The organism is Cupriavidus sp. YAF13 (assembly GCF_052113425.1).
Taxonomy (GTDB): Bacteria; Pseudomonadota; Gammaproteobacteria; order Burkholderiales; family Burkholderiaceae; genus Cupriavidus.
On the sequence record NZ_JBFRDD010000004.1, the window covers coordinates 196,308 to 210,783 of the forward strand.

Sequence of the window (14,476 nt, forward strand, 5' to 3'; positions counted from 1 at the left end):
TTCGAAGATTGGTCAATAATATTTGTGTTTCGGCCATTCCACCGTTCCGCCGCCCTCTCCTTCCATGCGCAACGTCCGCATCGACGACTACGACCACGTGCCCAGGCCCGTGGTTGCGATCGGCACCGACTACCCCAAGGGCTACCTGCTGCCGCGCCACGCCCATCGCCGCGCGCAACTGCTCTATGGCGCCACGGGTGTGATGCATGTGGCGACGCACGATGGCAACTGGATCGTCCCGCCGCAGCGCGCGGTCTGGATTCCGCCGGGGATGGCGCATGAGGTCACGATGCTGGGCGTCAGCACGCGCAGCCTGTATATCGAGCCCGGCGCCGTGCGCGGGCCGGGCGATACGTGCCAGGTGGTGGCGATATCCGCCTTGATGCGGCAGTTGCTGATCGGCGCGGTGGAGATACCGGCGCACTACGATCCCGACGGGCGGGACGGCGCGCTGGTCGCCCTGCTGCTGCATGAGATTGCGGGCATGACGGCGCTGCCCTTGCATATTCCGCTGCCGCGCGATGCGCGGCTCGCGCCGCTATGCCACGCCTTTCTCCGGCAGCCCGACACGCATGATTCGCCGCAGCGCTGGGCCCTGGCGCTGCATATGAGCAGCCGGACCTTCAGCCGGTTTTTCCGCGCGCAGACCGGCATGGCGTTTTCGGCATGGCGCCAGCGCGCCTGCGTGGTGCTGGCCTTGTCCCGGCTGGCCGCCGGCGATGCTGTCACGCGCATCGCCCTGGATTTCGGCTACGACAGCCCGGCGGCGTTCTCGACCATGTTCCGCCGCGTGCTGGGCCACGCCCCGACAGAATATTTGCAGCTGGACACGGTTCATCCGGCCGCTGCGGTCATTGTGCGAGCCGTTGGAGTGTTTCCCGCCAACGCTCCCGCCGAGTCCCTCGCGCAAACGTAGGCGAGATATCGCCGCGCAAGCTGTATGCGAGTGAACAGGGAGAATTCTCCGGCACACGGCAGAATAGCCTGTCGACGCAACACGCTGCAGGCAGCCACGCTCGCCCCGGACCGTGCAAACAAACAAAGCCATAAGCACAGGGCGCGGGCAGCACCTGCGTTGCCACGATCATCGCCGGCCGTCTCGCGGCCGGTTCTTTCGTCGGAGTACTTCCTAGGGGAAAGCAATGAGCAATACTAATCAGGCCTGTCTGCAAACTGCCAATGTGTCGAGAGCGGCAGCAGCATGGCCAGAATTTGTCACCGCGCGGGTAGCGGAGCACGAGGTGGAACGGGTACAGAAACGTTGGAGCGGCAGCCATTTACTGCACGGACGGCAACCCGGACCCGATGCGGTGCACTTTTCCAGCAACGACTATCTTTGCCTGCTTGGCGAGCAGTCGCTGGTCACCGCCCAGAGCACGGCGATGTCCCGGCCGGAGAGCGAGTTGCTGATGTCGGCGATTTTCCTGCACGGGGACAATCCCACCAGCCGCCTCGAGCGTAAGCTGGCGGCGTTCGCCGGTGCCGAGGATAGCTTATTGTGCCAGTCTGGCTGGGCTGCCAACGTGGGCTTGCTGCAGAGCATCGCCAATGAGCGCACGCCAGTCTACCTGGACATGCTGGCGCATATGTCATTGTGGGAAGGCGCGCACGCCGCACATGCCCGCGCCATTCCCTTCATCCACAACGACGCCGAGCATGCCGAGCGCCAGATCCGCAAGGACGGCCCGGGCATCATCGTGGTGGACGCTGTCTATAGCACCAATGGCAGCCTGTGCCCACTGACGGATTTCGTGGACGTGGCAGAGCGCACCGGCAGCGTGCTGGTGGTCGATGAGTCCCACTCACTTGGCACCCACGGTCCTGCTGGTGCAGGGCTCGTGGCACAACTCGGGCTGTCGCACCGGGTTCATTTCCAGACTGCCAGTCTCGCCAAGGCTTTTGGTGGCCGGGCCGGATTGATCACGTGCCCGTCATCGTTCAAGGGTTATTTCGCCATGGAGTCGCGCCCCGCCATTTTCAGCTCGGGACTGTTGCACCATGAACTGGCGTGGTTCGATGCGGCCGCCGATTTTATTGTCGCGGCCGATGATCGCCGGGCGCGGTTGCACGCGGTCTCGAGCGAGGTGCGCAATGCGCTCGCCGGCCTAGGCTACAACGTGTCGGCGGGATCGGAGCAGATCATCGCGCTGGAGTCAGGTACGGAGCAGCAAACGCTAGCGTTGCGCAATGCCTTGCAGGAGCGCGGCATCTTCGGTGCCGTATTCTGCGCGCCGGCCACTGCGCGTGACCGGGCTCTGATGCGGCTGACCATGAACGCATGCCTGACCGCCGTGGAAATCGAACGGCTGATCCAGGTCTGCGCCGAGATCCGCGATGAGATTGGCCTGGCTAGCTGGCGCTCCACCCAGCGGCTGCGAAATGCGCCTCGCGCCAGGTTGGTCGCAGACAGGCAGGCCTCAACGCCAGTGCCTCATGAGGCACTGGAAACGACATTCGACGCCGCCTGATCCCGGCGAGCAAGGCAGCCTAGCCAGCCGCGCCGCCACCCTCCCTGGCCGGCGTGGCAGGCGCAGCGACGGGCGGAAACTCCAGCATGAATTCCGTGTACTCATGCTCGATGGAGTGGCAATGAATGCGGCCACCCCATGCTTCCAGCGTGTCTTTGCAGAAGGCCAGGCCGATGCCCGTGCCTTCGTTGCGGGGGTAGGTATGAAAGCGCTTGAAGATTGATGACAGCTCGCGCGCGGGAATGCCACTGCCAGTGTCGCGGAAGATCAGCCGGTTTCGGCGAGTGCCGCGCTCGGTGCAAAGCCGGATTTCACCATGGCCCGCGCGGGCCATGGCATGCAGCGCATTCTTGATAAGGTTGAACAGCACCATGACCAGGAGTTTTTGGTCAGCGCGCACCACGAAATCCTCTTCCAAATCGGCATGAACGCTCTCGCGCTGCCCCGCTTCGAAGGGATAGCGCGCCAAGGCCTCATTGATAGCGTTGCCCAGGAGAAACTCCTCGTCTGGTTCTTGCATCGCACCGACCCGCGCGTTCACAAGCAGGACGTCGATGCCATGGTTCATGCGGTCAACCTCAAGCTGGATACGCGGCAAAGCGTCCTTGAGCAGGCCGAAATGCCCCGGCGGCAGGTTCAGCGTGTTCGCCGGAGTCTCGTTTTCCTGATAGAAGCGGATCAAGCCGGGCAGGTAACGCGCCATGCCCAGCGCGGTGGAGCCGATGCTGCGAATCGGCGTGCGCAGCTCATGGGCAACGGTACCCAGCGCGATCGCCATCCCGTCGAGTTTTTCCTGGATCAGGATGCGCTGGTCGATCTTGAGCACGGCGACGGTACAGATCGTGAAGCCGATGATCGGTAGCTCCATCAGCCAGTTGACCGTCAGTATCTCGGCCGGCGGAGTCATGAAGCGGTAGACCAGCCAGGCTCCGGCCGTTCCCAGCGCGAGCGAAGCGGCGCCCGCTAGCCAACCGCTGAAATTGAACAGGATGACGACGGCAATCACCAGCGACTGGGACCACACCAGGTTGCCGTGATTCATCAGGTACAGGTAGACAAACAGGAACGATAGCCCGTAGGTCAGCGTGACAAAGAAATAGGCCGGCAGCCATTTGCGATCGCGCAGGTCGCCAGTCAGGATCAGCGGGGCGAACATCACCATGGCGAGCAGCCGCAGCATCAGGCTCTCGTACGGTTGCGGAAAGAGATACTTCCAGACAACGTAAAACAGTGGATAACCGACGAAGGCAAGCAATCCCAGCAAATGAATACGCTTTACCTGCGCGGGCTGGCGAATGTCGAGATGTACTTCCTTGGCCAGCAGGCGGCGCAGGCGTAGCAAGCTGTCACCGCAACTGCGTCGAATCGTGGCAAGCATGTTGGAAGGCGGCTTAAGGGATAGCGTCGATCCGAAAGTGTAGCCGGACAAGGCCATGTGCATTGCCCAATTTGTGCGCTTTCAGTAGCTCAGGTAGTGCTTTTGCACCCTCCAGCCCGGTATGGCGCCGGCGCCATACCGGCCCATGACACCTAGATTGCCGCCTGGCTTCAATCCAACAGGTGGCCCATCCGCTCGCGCTTGGTCTCCAGGTATTTTTCGTTCTCGGCGTTGGACGGCACGATATGGCGCATCTGCTCCACTACCTTGATGCCTGCGGCTTCGAGCGCCTGCTTCTTCTTAGGATTGTTGCTCATCAGCCGGATCGACTTGACGCCCCACTGATGCAGCAGGTCGGCGGCAAAGGCGTAGTTGCGGCTATCGATTTCCTGGCCCAGCGCCAGGTTGGCGTCGACCGTGTCGAGCCCGCCGTCCTGCAGCGCATAGGCGCGGATCTTGTGGCCCAGGCCGATGCCGCGCCCTTCCTGGCCGCGCAGGTACAACAGGATGCCGCGGCCTTCCTCGGCGATCTTCTTCATGGCCAGGTCGAGCTGTTCGCCGCAGTCGCAACGGCACGAGCCGAACACGTCGCCGGTCAGGCATTCGGAATGCAGGCGGGTCAGCACAGCCTCGCCGGTGATGTCGCCGACGCTCAGCGCAAGGTGTTCGATGCCCGAAACGGCACCCTTGAAGGCGTGGGCGGTAAATTCGCCAAAACGGGTCGGCAAGCGGGCCGAGCCGATCAGCTGGATCTCTGTGTCGTTCATGTCAGTCGGAGTGTTGCGCCGGCCTTGGCGGCGCGGCATCGGGGCGCTTGATAGCGTCTAGTCCGCTACGGTAGCACGAGCGGGGCCGGATCGCTGGCGGGCAAGTGGCCGGGCGCGCTGCGGCGGCATGTCTCTGGCCTGAATATCGCGCTAAAACCTGCCTCTTGCCACCTCAGCCAAGCTCGATCGGCTGGCCGTGGGGCGTGCGCCGGGCCGCGGCGTCCCACGCGTTGCGCCGGTCCAGCAGCGCGGCGCCGTCGACCAGGCCCTTGGCCGCGGTGAGCCGCTCCAGCGCGGTCAGCCAGAAGCGGTAGTAATGCTCGCCGTTGTCGGGATCGCCCCCGGCCTGGGCTTCGCGGATGACCTTGGACAGCGTGGCCGCCCATTCCGTCCAGGTAAAGGCACCGCGCGCATGCAGGGCGAGCGCCAGCGCAAAGGCCTGTGCTTCCCACGGCTCACGGAACACCGGACCGGTGCTGTCGCAAGGCAGTGCCGGCAGTGCTGAGCGCATGGCCAGCAGGCTTGCGGGCGAGGGCAACGTTGACGCCGAATCAACCATGGGCCACCTCCGCCGGGTCAAGGTAAGACTCCCAGCAATCCGCGCACACCGAGGCCGCGGTGGTGTCGGGGCCCCACAACTCGGTGGCGGCAAAGCGCACGGTGTAGAGCCACTGCGGCTGGTCGCCTGCCCCGGCGGCGCTGGCATCCGGGAACACATGGGCGCCGTGCACAGCCACGATCTCGCCCTGCCGTCCACGGCAATAGCGTGGCAGCCGGGTGTGGCCGGCGGGATGCATCTGGCGGGTGCGTACACGGTCGCCCACCTGGAAGCGGGCGGCTCCCGGCGCCGGCCGGACGCTGGGCGTGCCGCGCGCCAGGGCTGGGGCAACGTGATCCGCGCTCAGGATGCGCGCGAGGGGCAGCGGCGGCGTGGTGGATGCGCCGCTGGCAATTTCCTCCGCATTGGCCATGCCGGTCTTGAGCAGCATGGCCTTGAGGCCTTCGAACCAGATCTGGTAGTAGCTGCTGCCGAGATACTGCGCCGGCGGCAGGCTTTCGCGGGCCGCGCGCATGGTGTCGATATTCCACTTGCCGACCGCGCCCATGGCGAGCGTAAGCGCGAGCATGCGGCGCTCCCAGCCGGCGTGGTCACGTCTGGCAGCAGGCCCGTGCCGATCATGGCGTCACGGGTCACCAGTTCCGCCAGCGCTTGCTCGCTCCAGCCCTCGGTGCCGGCCGGGCGCATGGGCAGCACCAGGTAGCGCAGCTCGGCGGTGGAGTCCCACACCTGGATCTGCACCGCCTGCGGCAGCGAAAAACCAAAATCGCGCAGCACGCCGCGCGGGTCGATCACCGCCCGCGCGCGGTACGGCGCGGACTTGTACCAGACCGGCGGCAGTCCCAGCACCGGCCAGGGATAACAGGAGCACAGGGTGCAGACCACCATGTTGTGGGTGGCGGGCGTGTTCTCCAGCACGATCATGTGCTCGCCCTGGCGCCCGGTAAAACCGAGCGAGGCGATGGCCGCTGTGGCGTCCGCCAGCAGCCAAGCCTTGTAGGCGGGATCGGCCCAGGCCTTGGCGACCACGCGCGCCCCGTTGCGCGGGCCGATGTGTTGCTCGTAGGTCTCGATCAGGACATCCAGCGCGGCCGGGTCGACATAGCCCTTCTCCACCAGCAGGGATTCCAGCGCGCGCACGCGCAGGTCCATCTCGGAGAGCGTGCTGCCGCCGTGATCATGCTCATGGTCATGGCCATGGTCATGGTCATGGTCGTGGTCATGGTCGTGCGGGGGACTGGCTGGCGAGTCGGGAGAGTCTTGGCGCATGGATGTCTGGGGAGATCGTTCCGGGATCGTTCTGGCACGGACACTGCTGAGCGCTCAGTATGGCCGCGCGCGCAGCGCCTGGCAATCCGGGCCACCAGGCGCCCCGGGCCAGGCCCGCAGGCTCCAGGGCATCGCCCGCAAACCGTGACCGTCGCGCTCACCGCGCTCACTGCGTCCCGAGCGCCCCTTCGTCCAATCGATCCCCTCTAAAGAGGGGCAGCACCACAACCGCGAACTGCGCAGACTTGTATGCAAAATCTGCCAGGACGTTGACCACCTGGCTGCGTGGCTGGCCACGTTTCATTTCGGCTTTTGCGTTGCTACCAGCGAGGCTGCATGGTGCCTGTACCAATTTCCCTGCCCCTGCCCCCTCCCCTTTACGACCATTGACGGCGATGAAGGAAAAACTAGCATACTGCCCGCTTTGCGGCACCCAGGCCGCAGCCAGCGCCCGCCGAGGCAGTTACGGGCAATGGGTGCGGTACGACTGCGACAACCCTCTGTGCGGCCCGGTCGAGATCAGCACCAAGGCTCGCCGCAGCCTGCGCGAGCCCGCCAGGCAGGCCGAACTCCGCGCCCTGGCCCGCTCCAGCCGCGAACACGGCAAGGTGCCACGCGTTGGCTTTGACGGGCCACGCGGCGAACTCTACGTCGAGTTCGACTAGGCCCGCCTCGCTGGGCGACACTGCGCGCTTCTATGCCGACGATGCCCGTTGCAAGGATCCCTTCAACGATGTGCGCGGACGCAAGGCGATCCGCCGGATCTTTGCACGCATGTTCGTCGCCACGGGCAACCCGCGCTTTGTGATTGATGAGCAATGCCGGCAGCCGGGCCAGGCGTTTTTGCTGTGGGACTTCCACTTCACCCGGAAGGGCAAGCCCTAGCCGCGCTAGTGCGCATCGGGCTGGCATTGCGCGTGATCCCCCGTTACATTCCAAGCAGTTTGTGACCGTGCGCGTCCATGTTCCGGGGAACATACCGGCGGCAAGGGGGGTCACTATCGCGTGCCGCGTCGCAACCGAGGCGAGCCCGGCCCGACAAGGAATGCCCAATGAATCTCACCGTCCACGATCTCCTGGCCTTGGCCTGCGCCAGCATCCTCACCGTGGCCGTGGTCGCCATCCACTACGAAGCCCTGCGCCTGCTGTCAGGCATGAATCCGCGCCGCTGGACCGGACGCGTCAACGTTGGCGTGCTGATCGTCTGCATCATCCTGGCCCATAGCCTTGAAGCCATGGTGTTCGCCGTCGGCTACTGGGTGGCGGGCTATGTGCTGGGCCTGGGCGGCCTCGCCAGTGCCCATCCCATCACGCCCATCGTCTACCTCTATTTCTCGCTTGAGACCTTCACCACGCAAAGCCTGGGCGACATCGCGCCGGTCGGCGCCACGCGCCTGCTCGCCAGCATCGAGCCGCTGGTGGGCCTGATCCTGATCGGCTGGTCGACGTCCTTCACCTACATCATCATGCGCCGCGACTGGCCAACCGGCACCTCGATGCAAGCGGCGCAAGCGGATCTGTAGGCACGGAGCGCAGGGCCTCGCGCACGGCTAGAGGATCGGCGCGAAGAGCGTGGCCACGTGCATCGCCACGCGGTGCAGCCTCGGCGCGGCGGTGTATTCGCTGCGCTCGATCTGGCGGGCCTGCGCGAAGTCCGCCTCCAGCATGCGCGTCACGCTGGCGGCAAAATCGCGGTCCGCGGTCATCACCATCAGCTCGAAATTGAGCCGGAACGAGCGGTTATCGAGGTTTGCGCTGCCAACCGCCGCGGCCTCATCGTCGATCAGGATGACCTTCTGGTGCAGGAAGCCCGGCTCGTAGCGATAGAGCTTCACGCCCGCGCAGACCGCCTGGTAGGCATACAGCGTGGAGGCGGCGAACACCACGAGATGGTCGGGGCGCGCCGGCAGCAGGATGCGTACGTCAACCCCGCGCAGCACTGCCAGCCGGAGCACGGCGAACACGGCCTCGTCCGGCACGAAGTACGGGCTGGTGATCCACACCCGCCAGCGCGCCGCCTGGATCGCCTCGACGAAGAACAGCGAGCAGGTCTCCTGCGCGTCGGCGGGGCCGGACGGCACCACCTGGCAGGTCATGCCCCCGGCAGGTGCTGCCGGCGGGGGCAGCAGCATCGGCACCTCCCGCGCGGCCCAGAACCAGTCCTCGGCAAACACCATCTGCAAGTCCAGCACGGCGCTGCCGCGGATCTCGATATGCGTGTCGCGCCAGGGCGCCAGCGGCGGCTTTTGCCCGAGGTACTCGTTGCCAACGTTGTGGCCGCCCGTAAACGCGCACGCCCCATCCACCACCACCAGCTTTCGGTGGTTGCGGAAATTGAGCTGAAAGCGGTTGACAAAGCCGCGCCGCGTGGCAAAGGCGCGCGCCTCCACGCCGGCGGCCAGCAGCGTCTTGACGTATTGGCTGGGCAACGCATGCGAGCCGATGCTGTCGTAGAGGAAATACACCTTCACGCCCGCGGCAGCGCGCTCGCACAGCAGGCTCTGCAGGCGCCGCCCGAGCGCATCGTCGTGGACGATGAAGAACTGCACGATCACCACCTGCCGCGCGGCGGCGATCGCCGCGAAGATGGCCTCGAACGTCGCCTCGCCGTTGACCAGCAGCCGCACCGCGTTATTGGCCAGGCACGGCATGCCGGTCAGCCGGGGCAAGGCGCGCAGGTAAGGCTCGGAGGGCGAGTGCACCACGCTGGCGTCGCGCGCCTCGCGCTCGTGCGGCCCCATCTCGTGCGTGACCTCGCGCAACCGGTCGTTGTTGAAGCGCCGGGCATTCACGTAGCCGGCAAAACTGCTGCTGCCGAGGATCAGGTACGGGATCAGCGTGAAGTACGGCATCATCACCAGCGAGCCAGCCCACGCAATGGCGCCGGGCGCGGTGCGCACCGTCATGACCGCGTGCAAGGCCGCGACGACGCCAAGCAGATGGAACACCAGCACGGTCGCCGCGACGAGGGAGGGGCTGAGCATGATCGTTAGTTTTCGCCTTGGCGGAGCCGGACCACAATGGCTAGCATTCTGGCATAGCCTCGAGCCGGGGGCGGGCAGAATTTCCCCGCAGGCGTTAAGCTCTCACGCCTTACCGCTTTACTGCCTTACCGCCAGCCACATCAAGGAAGACCGCAATGTCAGAGTTCAAGATGGAGTACCGGCGCCTGGGCGCCAGCAACCTCAAGGTATCGGCCCTATGCCTTGGCACCATGATGTTCGCCGACCAGACCGACGAAGCCGAGGCCGGCCGCATCGTCGACAGTGCCCGCGCGCACGGCGTCAACTTCATCGACACCGCGGACGTGTATAGCAAGGGCGGCTCCGAGCGCATGGTGGGCAAGCTGCTCGCCGCCGACCGCCATGACTGGATCCTGGCCAGCAAGCTCGGCAACCCGATGCAGGCTGCGCCCAACCATTCGCACTACTCGCGCGCCTGGATCCTGCGCGAAGTCGAGGAAAGCCTGGGCCGGCTTGGCACCGACTACCTCGACATCCTCTACCTGCACCGCGACTACCCCGGCGAAAACCTGGAAGAACCCGTGCGTGCCATGGGCGACCTGGTCCGTGCCGGCAAGATCCGCTACTGGGCCTTGTCCAATTTCCGCGGCTGGCGCATCGCCGAGGCCGCACGCTTGTGCGACCAGCTGGGTGTGCCGCGCCCGGTGGTTTGCCAGCCTTACTACAACCTGCTCAACCGCATGCCCGAGGTGGAAATCCTGCCGGCCTGCCAGCACTTCGGCCTTGGGGTGGTGCCCTACAGCCCGATCGCGCGCGGTGTGCTCACCGGCAAGTACCTGCCTGGCCAGCAGCCCCCGCAAGACTCACGCGCGGGCCGTGCCGACCGCCGCATGATGGAAACGGAATTCCGCGAGGAATCGCTGGTGATTGCCCAGACGCTGAAGGCGCACGCCGATGCGCGCGGCCTCAAGCTGGGCCAGTTCGCCACCGCCTGGGTGCTGGCCAACCCCATCATCAGCTCGGTGATTGCCGGGCCGCGCACGCTGGCACAGTTCGAGGACTACTTTGGCGCCGTCGGCGTGCCCATCTCCGCCGAAGAGGAGGCCCTGGTTGACCAGCTGGTGCGCCCCGGACATGCCTCCACGCATGGCTACAACGATCCGAACTATCCGCTGACCGGGCGTCCGGTTCCGGCAGCCTGACCGCGTTGCCCGCCAGGGTGGCCCGCCGGCTACCCCACCCACAACCAGCCAGCTTGGCAACCTGCACGCGCGGTTGCCGGGCCGCCCGCCCTGGCCAGCGCCTCGCGCTCGGGCCAGTCCACGTTTCGCCGACAGACCACGGGTCTTGCCTCGCGATTATCATCATATTGGCTTACAAACCATGATCTCCATCCCGGGCTTCCCGGAATGTTCTTCAATGGGTTGCCTGGAGAGATAGTCATGCCGCAAGCCCCTGCGCTGATCGATACACCCGCTAAAACCCGTTCCGGCCTCGCCATCATGGGGTTGTCCGCACTGGGCGTGGTATTTGGCGACATCGGCACCAGCCCGCTCTACACCCTGAAAACCGTGCGTGCGCTCTCGGGCGGCAAACCGTCGGCACCGGTTATCCTGGCCCTGCTGAGCCTGCTGATCTGGACATTGATCATCATCACGACGGTAAAGTATGTGTCCTTTGCCATGCGCATCGATAACAACGGCGAGGGTGGCATTCTCGCTCTGATGTCGCTGTTGGGGATCAAGAAGAAAAAACGCCCGCTGGTGGTGGCCGCCGGGCTGTTCGGGGCGGCGTTGATCTATGGCGATGGCGCAATCACACCGGCCATCTCCGTGCTCTCCGCGCTGGAGGGGCTGGAGATTGTCTTTCCCGAGGCCAAAGCCATTATCCTGCCGGCCACGGTGGCCATACTGGTGGCGCTCTTTGCCATTCAGCCAATGGGAACGTCCCGCATCGGCAGGACCTTCGGGCCGATCATGGCGTTATGGTTTCTGTGCATAGCCGTGCTTGGCATTCGCGGCATCCTGCTGCACCCATCGATCCTGATTGCGCTCAATCCGGTCTATGGCCTGGAATTCCTGTTCTCCAATGGCTATACCAGTTTCCTGGTGCTGGGCGGCATTTTCCTCTGCGTGACCGGCGCCGAGGCGCTGTATGCCGACATGGGCCATTTCGGGCCGCGCCCGATCCGCCTCGCCTGGTCCGTCATCGTCTTTCCCAGCCTGCTGCTCAACTATGCCGGACAGGCCGCGCTGGTATTGTCCGGGGCCGACTCAACGCACAACATCTTTTACCTGCTCTGCCCGCCGCCGCTGCTGGTGCCCTTGGTCATCCTGGCCGCCATGGCGACGGTGATCGCCAGCCAGTCCATCATTACCGGCGCCTTTTCCATGACACGCCAGGCGATCCTGCTAGGATGGCTGCCGCATCTGCGGATCAGGCAGACCTCCGAGGAGGGCTATGGGCAGATCTATGTCGGCACGGTCAACTGGCTGCTGATGGTGGTGACGGTCGGCCTGGCGCTCTTCTTCAAGTCATCGGATCAACTGGCATCCGCCTATGGCATCGCCGTTTCCCTCACCATGCTGATGACGTCCGTGCTGCTGTTTATCGCCATGCGCGATATCTGGGGCTGGAGCCTGTGGGCCAGCGCGGCCGTGTCCGGCGTCTTCTTGACCATCGACGGCGGGTTCTTCGTGGCCAATCTCGCCAAGGTACTGGATGGCGGGTATATCCCGTTGATGCTGGCGGCGGTTGTCTACGGCGTCATGTCGATCTGGCATCGGGGCACGGCCGCGATTTCGGCAGCCATCGACGAAGACATCATGCCGATTGAAGCGTTCCTGGCCGAGGTGCGGGCAAAGAACGTTCCGCGCGTGCCTGGGACCGGGGTGTTCCTGACGCGAACGCTGGATGGCACGCCGCCGGTGATGCTGTGGCATGTCAAGCGCAACCACGCCTTGCAGCAAAAGATCCTTGCCGTGAGCATCGTGACGGAGACGGTGCCGTGGATCAAGGATGCCGAGCGCCTGACGCTGACGGAACTGATGCCGGGCTTCTGGCGCGCCAACGCCCGCTACGGCTTTATGGAGCGGCCCGATATTCCCAAGCTGCTGCTACTGCCCCAGTTGCTGCCCTGCGGGCTGGACCTGGGCACCATTACCTACTACATGGGCCTGGAGACCATCGTGCTGCGCGAGGGCGACAGCCGGATGCCGCGCTGGCAAGGCAAGCTGTTCGCCTTGATGGTCAGGAACGGCATGCACGTTACCGATCTTTTCCGGCTGCCCAGCGATCAGGTGGTGGAGATTGGCCGCCGCGTCTCGTTATGACAATCGGGCAATCGGACAATCTGACGATCAAGCTCCCCTGCCGGCCAACGCATTGCAATACGCACCTTGCGTCGTGACCAACCGCTCTGCCTCGCAAGGATCGCGGTCTCGAGGGATCGCCCGTACCTTTAGTCCTTCCAGATCATCCCAATTGCCGCCCCAGCGCACGTGCTGCACGAGCGAGCGCAGCCTCGTCGTAGCCCGCATATCCGAACAACCAACCGCGGCGCTTTGCCGCGATGCAATAGCTCGAGATCGGCGCGAGATGCACGCCTGCGTCTTGCGCTCGCCGGCTCAAATCAGTGTCTCGGATTTGTCCACCTATTTCGAAGGCGAGATGCATGCCATGTAAGCTGGGTTCAAGCGCAATCGCACCGTTGGTGGCTCGCGTGAGATGGTGAATCATCGAGGCCTGACGCTCTCGGTATAACTCTCGCATGCGACGCAGGTGACGTAGCAGATGACCCTCGGCGATGAATCGCGCGAGTACATCCTGCACTGCGCCGGGCGATTGGCGATCACTCAACGCCCGCGCTCGCGTGAACGCATCGACCAGTTCATCAGGCAGCACGATGAACCCCAATCGAAGCCCCGCACCCAGTGACTTCGAAAACGTGCCTACATGCAGTACGCGCGCGTCGTGCGCCATGCTGCAGAGCGCGGGAATCCGCTGGGCGCCGTACTGGAATTCGCCGTCATAGTCATCCTCGACAATCCATGCTCGATTCGCTCGGGCCCACTCGATCAGGGTGCTGCGGCGAGCCAGGCTCATGGGTACGCCCAGCGGGAACTGATGCGTTGGCGTCACAACGGCGAGCTTTGCTCTCGGATAAAGCGGTGCGCCTTGCGCAATGCACAGTCCTTGCGCGTCGACTGGAACTGGCCGCACCAGTGCCCCATGCGCTACTAAGTTGGCACGGATACCTGGATAGCCCGGGTCTTCGACCAGCACTTCGTCGCCAACGTCGAGCAGCAGTCGCGCAACCAGGTCCAATGCCTGTTGCGAGCCGGCGGTGATCAGCACTTGCCCCGCATCGCAGCGGATGCCGCGGGACACCAATAGCCATTGCGCGATCGCAGCGCGCAGCGGTGGATGGCCGGCAGCCTCGGTATAACCGGCGCCAACGACGCGAGTGGCGATCGGTGTCTTTCGCTCCAATCGATCCCATATGGCGAACGGAAACGCTTCCAGCGCCGGGCGACCAAGGCGAAAGGGTAATGCCTCGCCCGTGGCGGGGTTCCAGCGCGAACCGGTCTCGGCAATCAAGCGACCACGCTGCGACAACAACTGGTGCGCGACAATCTTCAGCCCGTGTGCAGTGCCACGAACCGGAGGGCTAMGCTCTGCCACATAGGTGCCATCGCCAACCCGAGCGACCAAGTAGCCCTCGGACTGCAGGCGCTCTACTGCCCAGAGCACCGTGTTGCGTGACACGCCCAGTACACGTGCATGCTCGCGCGAGGGCGGCAGGCGGGCGCCAGCCGCGAAGACCCCAGTCTCGATGCCTTCGCGCAGGCGTAGATAGACCTGCTGGCGCAATTGACCCTGAACGGCTCCTCGCATTGCCAAGAAATGGCTCCTTATTGTGAATAACGCCATCTTAGAATCTGGACAGTGCCAAGTTCTTCCGGTAGCTCAGTCCCCGGTTTTGGCCAGCCGCAAAGTTGACAACTCCATCGATAGGTCGATCCAGCGATCCAACAGGATCTTCATGCGCTCAAAGTTTTTCAGTTGACGGC

Annotated in this window: 13 protein-coding genes and 1 pseudogene; 7 read left to right on the top strand and 7 right to left on the bottom strand. The window is 64.6% G+C overall.

The window, feature by feature from the left end; translation table 11 throughout:
• Positions 1–64: 64 nt before the first annotated feature.
• A complete protein-coding gene (locus AB4061_RS05900) occupies positions 65–916 on the top strand; it encodes an AraC family transcriptional regulator (RefSeq protein WP_441631805.1) in 852 nt (283 codons plus the stop codon).
• A 226-nt stretch (positions 917–1,142) separates the two neighbouring features.
• Positions 1,143–2,468, top strand: coding sequence for an alpha-hydroxyketone-type quorum-sensing autoinducer synthase (cqsA, locus tag AB4061_RS05905; protein WP_441631807.1), 1,326 nt, complete (start codon positions 1,143–1,145; stop codon positions 2,466–2,468).
• Positions 2,469–2,487: 19 nt separating this feature from the next.
• On the opposite strand, the gene AB4061_RS05910 is transcribed toward cqsA, so the two are convergent.
• The 5 genes and pseudogenes from AB4061_RS05910 to nthA form a co-directional block, all read right to left on the bottom strand.
• Positions 2,488–3,903 carry a sensor histidine kinase gene (locus AB4061_RS05910; protein WP_441631809.1) on the bottom strand — a complete coding sequence of 472 codons (1,416 nt, stop codon included), beginning with the start codon at positions 3,901–3,903 and terminating at the stop codon, positions 2,488–2,490.
• A 113-nt stretch (positions 3,904–4,016) separates the two neighbouring features.
• Positions 4,017–4,613 carry a GTP cyclohydrolase II gene (gene ribA / locus AB4061_RS05915; RefSeq protein WP_043355124.1) on the bottom strand — a complete coding sequence of 199 codons (597 nt, stop codon included), beginning with the start codon at positions 4,611–4,613 and terminating at the stop codon, positions 4,017–4,019.
• A 172-nt stretch (positions 4,614–4,785) separates the two neighbouring features.
• A complete protein-coding gene (locus tag AB4061_RS05920; RefSeq protein WP_441631811.1) occupies positions 4,786–5,172 on the bottom strand; it encodes a nitrile hydratase accessory protein in 387 nt (128 codons plus the stop codon).
• The gene (gene nthB / locus AB4061_RS05925) at positions 5,165–5,740 is read right to left on the bottom strand and encodes a nitrile hydratase subunit beta (RefSeq protein ID WP_441631813.1); all 576 of its coding nucleotides are present in this window, start codon (positions 5,738–5,740) and stop codon (positions 5,165–5,167) included. Before nthB ends, AB4061_RS05920 begins: the two co-directional genes overlap by 8 nt.
• Positions 5,741–5,760: 20 nt before the next feature.
• Positions 5,761–6,441: pseudogene (gene nthA / locus AB4061_RS05930) on the bottom strand (nitrile hydratase subunit alpha); the annotation flags it as partial.
• Positions 6,442–6,836: 395 nt separating this feature from the next.
• Between nthA and AB4061_RS05935 the strand changes: the two are divergent.
• The 3 genes from AB4061_RS05935 (at position 6,837) to AB4061_RS05945 (ending at position 7,964) form a co-directional block, all read left to right on the top strand.
• Positions 6,837–7,106 (top strand): hypothetical protein, encoded by a 270-nt coding sequence (locus AB4061_RS05935; RefSeq protein WP_441631815.1) that lies wholly within the window; start codon positions 6,837–6,839, stop codon positions 7,104–7,106.
• Positions 7,066–7,326: a nuclear transport factor 2 family protein gene (locus AB4061_RS05940; RefSeq protein WP_441631817.1), complete on the top strand. Its 261-nt coding sequence runs from the start codon at positions 7,066–7,068 to the stop codon at positions 7,324–7,326. Before AB4061_RS05935 ends, AB4061_RS05940 begins: the two co-directional genes overlap by 41 nt.
• A 167-nt stretch (positions 7,327–7,493) precedes the next feature.
• Complete coding sequence (locus AB4061_RS05945) at positions 7,494–7,964, top strand: ion channel (protein ID WP_441631819.1); 471 nt, start codon at positions 7,494–7,496, stop codon at positions 7,962–7,964.
• Positions 7,965–7,991: 27 nt separating this feature from the next.
• On the opposite strand, the gene cls is transcribed toward AB4061_RS05945, so the two are convergent.
• Positions 7,992–9,425 carry a cardiolipin synthase gene (gene cls, locus AB4061_RS05950; protein ID WP_441631821.1) on the bottom strand — a complete coding sequence of 478 codons (1,434 nt, stop codon included), beginning with the start codon at positions 9,423–9,425 and terminating at the stop codon, positions 7,992–7,994.
• A gap of 155 nt (positions 9,426–9,580) precedes the next feature.
• On the opposite strand from cls, the gene AB4061_RS05955 reads away from it, so the two are divergent.
• A complete protein-coding gene (locus tag AB4061_RS05955; protein ID WP_441631823.1) occupies positions 9,581–10,606 on the top strand; it encodes an aldo/keto reductase in 1,026 nt (341 codons plus the stop codon).
• Between the two features lie 240 nt (positions 10,607–10,846).
• Positions 10,847–12,736, top strand: coding sequence for a potassium transporter Kup (locus tag AB4061_RS05960; RefSeq protein ID WP_441631825.1), 1,890 nt, complete (start codon positions 10,847–10,849; stop codon positions 12,734–12,736).
• A 142-nt stretch (positions 12,737–12,878) separates the two neighbouring features.
• Here the strand turns inward: AB4061_RS05960 and pdxR are convergent, their stop codons facing one another.
• Positions 12,879–14,300 carry a MocR-like pyridoxine biosynthesis transcription factor PdxR gene (pdxR, locus tag AB4061_RS05965; protein ID WP_441631842.1) on the bottom strand — a complete coding sequence of 474 codons (1,422 nt, stop codon included), beginning with the start codon at positions 14,298–14,300 and terminating at the stop codon, positions 12,879–12,881.
• Positions 14,301–14,476 lie beyond the last annotated feature (176 nt).

Coding starts and splice junctions, on each gene's coding strand:
- AB4061_RS05900 (WP_441631805.1), top strand. CDS start 65: ATGCGCAACGTCCGCATCGACGACTACGACCACGTGCCCAGGCCCGTG.
- cqsA (WP_441631807.1), top strand. CDS start 1,143: ATGAGCAATACTAATCAGGCCTGTCTGCAAACTGCCAATGTGTCGAGA.
- AB4061_RS05910 (WP_441631809.1), bottom strand. CDS start 3,903: ATGGCCTTGTCCGGCTACACTTTCGGATCGACGCTATCCCTTAAGCCG.
- ribA (WP_043355124.1), bottom strand. CDS start 4,613: ATGAACGACACAGAGATCCAGCTGATCGGCTCGGCCCGCTTGCCGACC.
- AB4061_RS05920 (WP_441631811.1), bottom strand. CDS start 5,172: ATGGTTGATTCGGCGTCAACGTTGCCCTCGCCCGCAAGCCTGCTGGCC.
- nthB (WP_441631813.1), bottom strand. CDS start 5,740: ATGCTCGCGCTTACGCTCGCCATGGGCGCGGTCGGCAAGTGGAATATC.
- AB4061_RS05935 (WP_441631815.1), top strand. CDS start 6,837: ATGAAGGAAAAACTAGCATACTGCCCGCTTTGCGGCACCCAGGCCGCA.
- AB4061_RS05945 (WP_441631819.1), top strand. CDS start 7,494: ATGAATCTCACCGTCCACGATCTCCTGGCCTTGGCCTGCGCCAGCATC.
- cls (WP_441631821.1), bottom strand. CDS start 9,425: ATGCTCAGCCCCTCCCTCGTCGCGGCGACCGTGCTGGTGTTCCATCTG.
- AB4061_RS05955 (WP_441631823.1), top strand. CDS start 9,581: ATGTCAGAGTTCAAGATGGAGTACCGGCGCCTGGGCGCCAGCAACCTC.
- AB4061_RS05960 (WP_441631825.1), top strand. CDS start 10,847: ATGCCGCAAGCCCCTGCGCTGATCGATACACCCGCTAAAACCCGTTCC.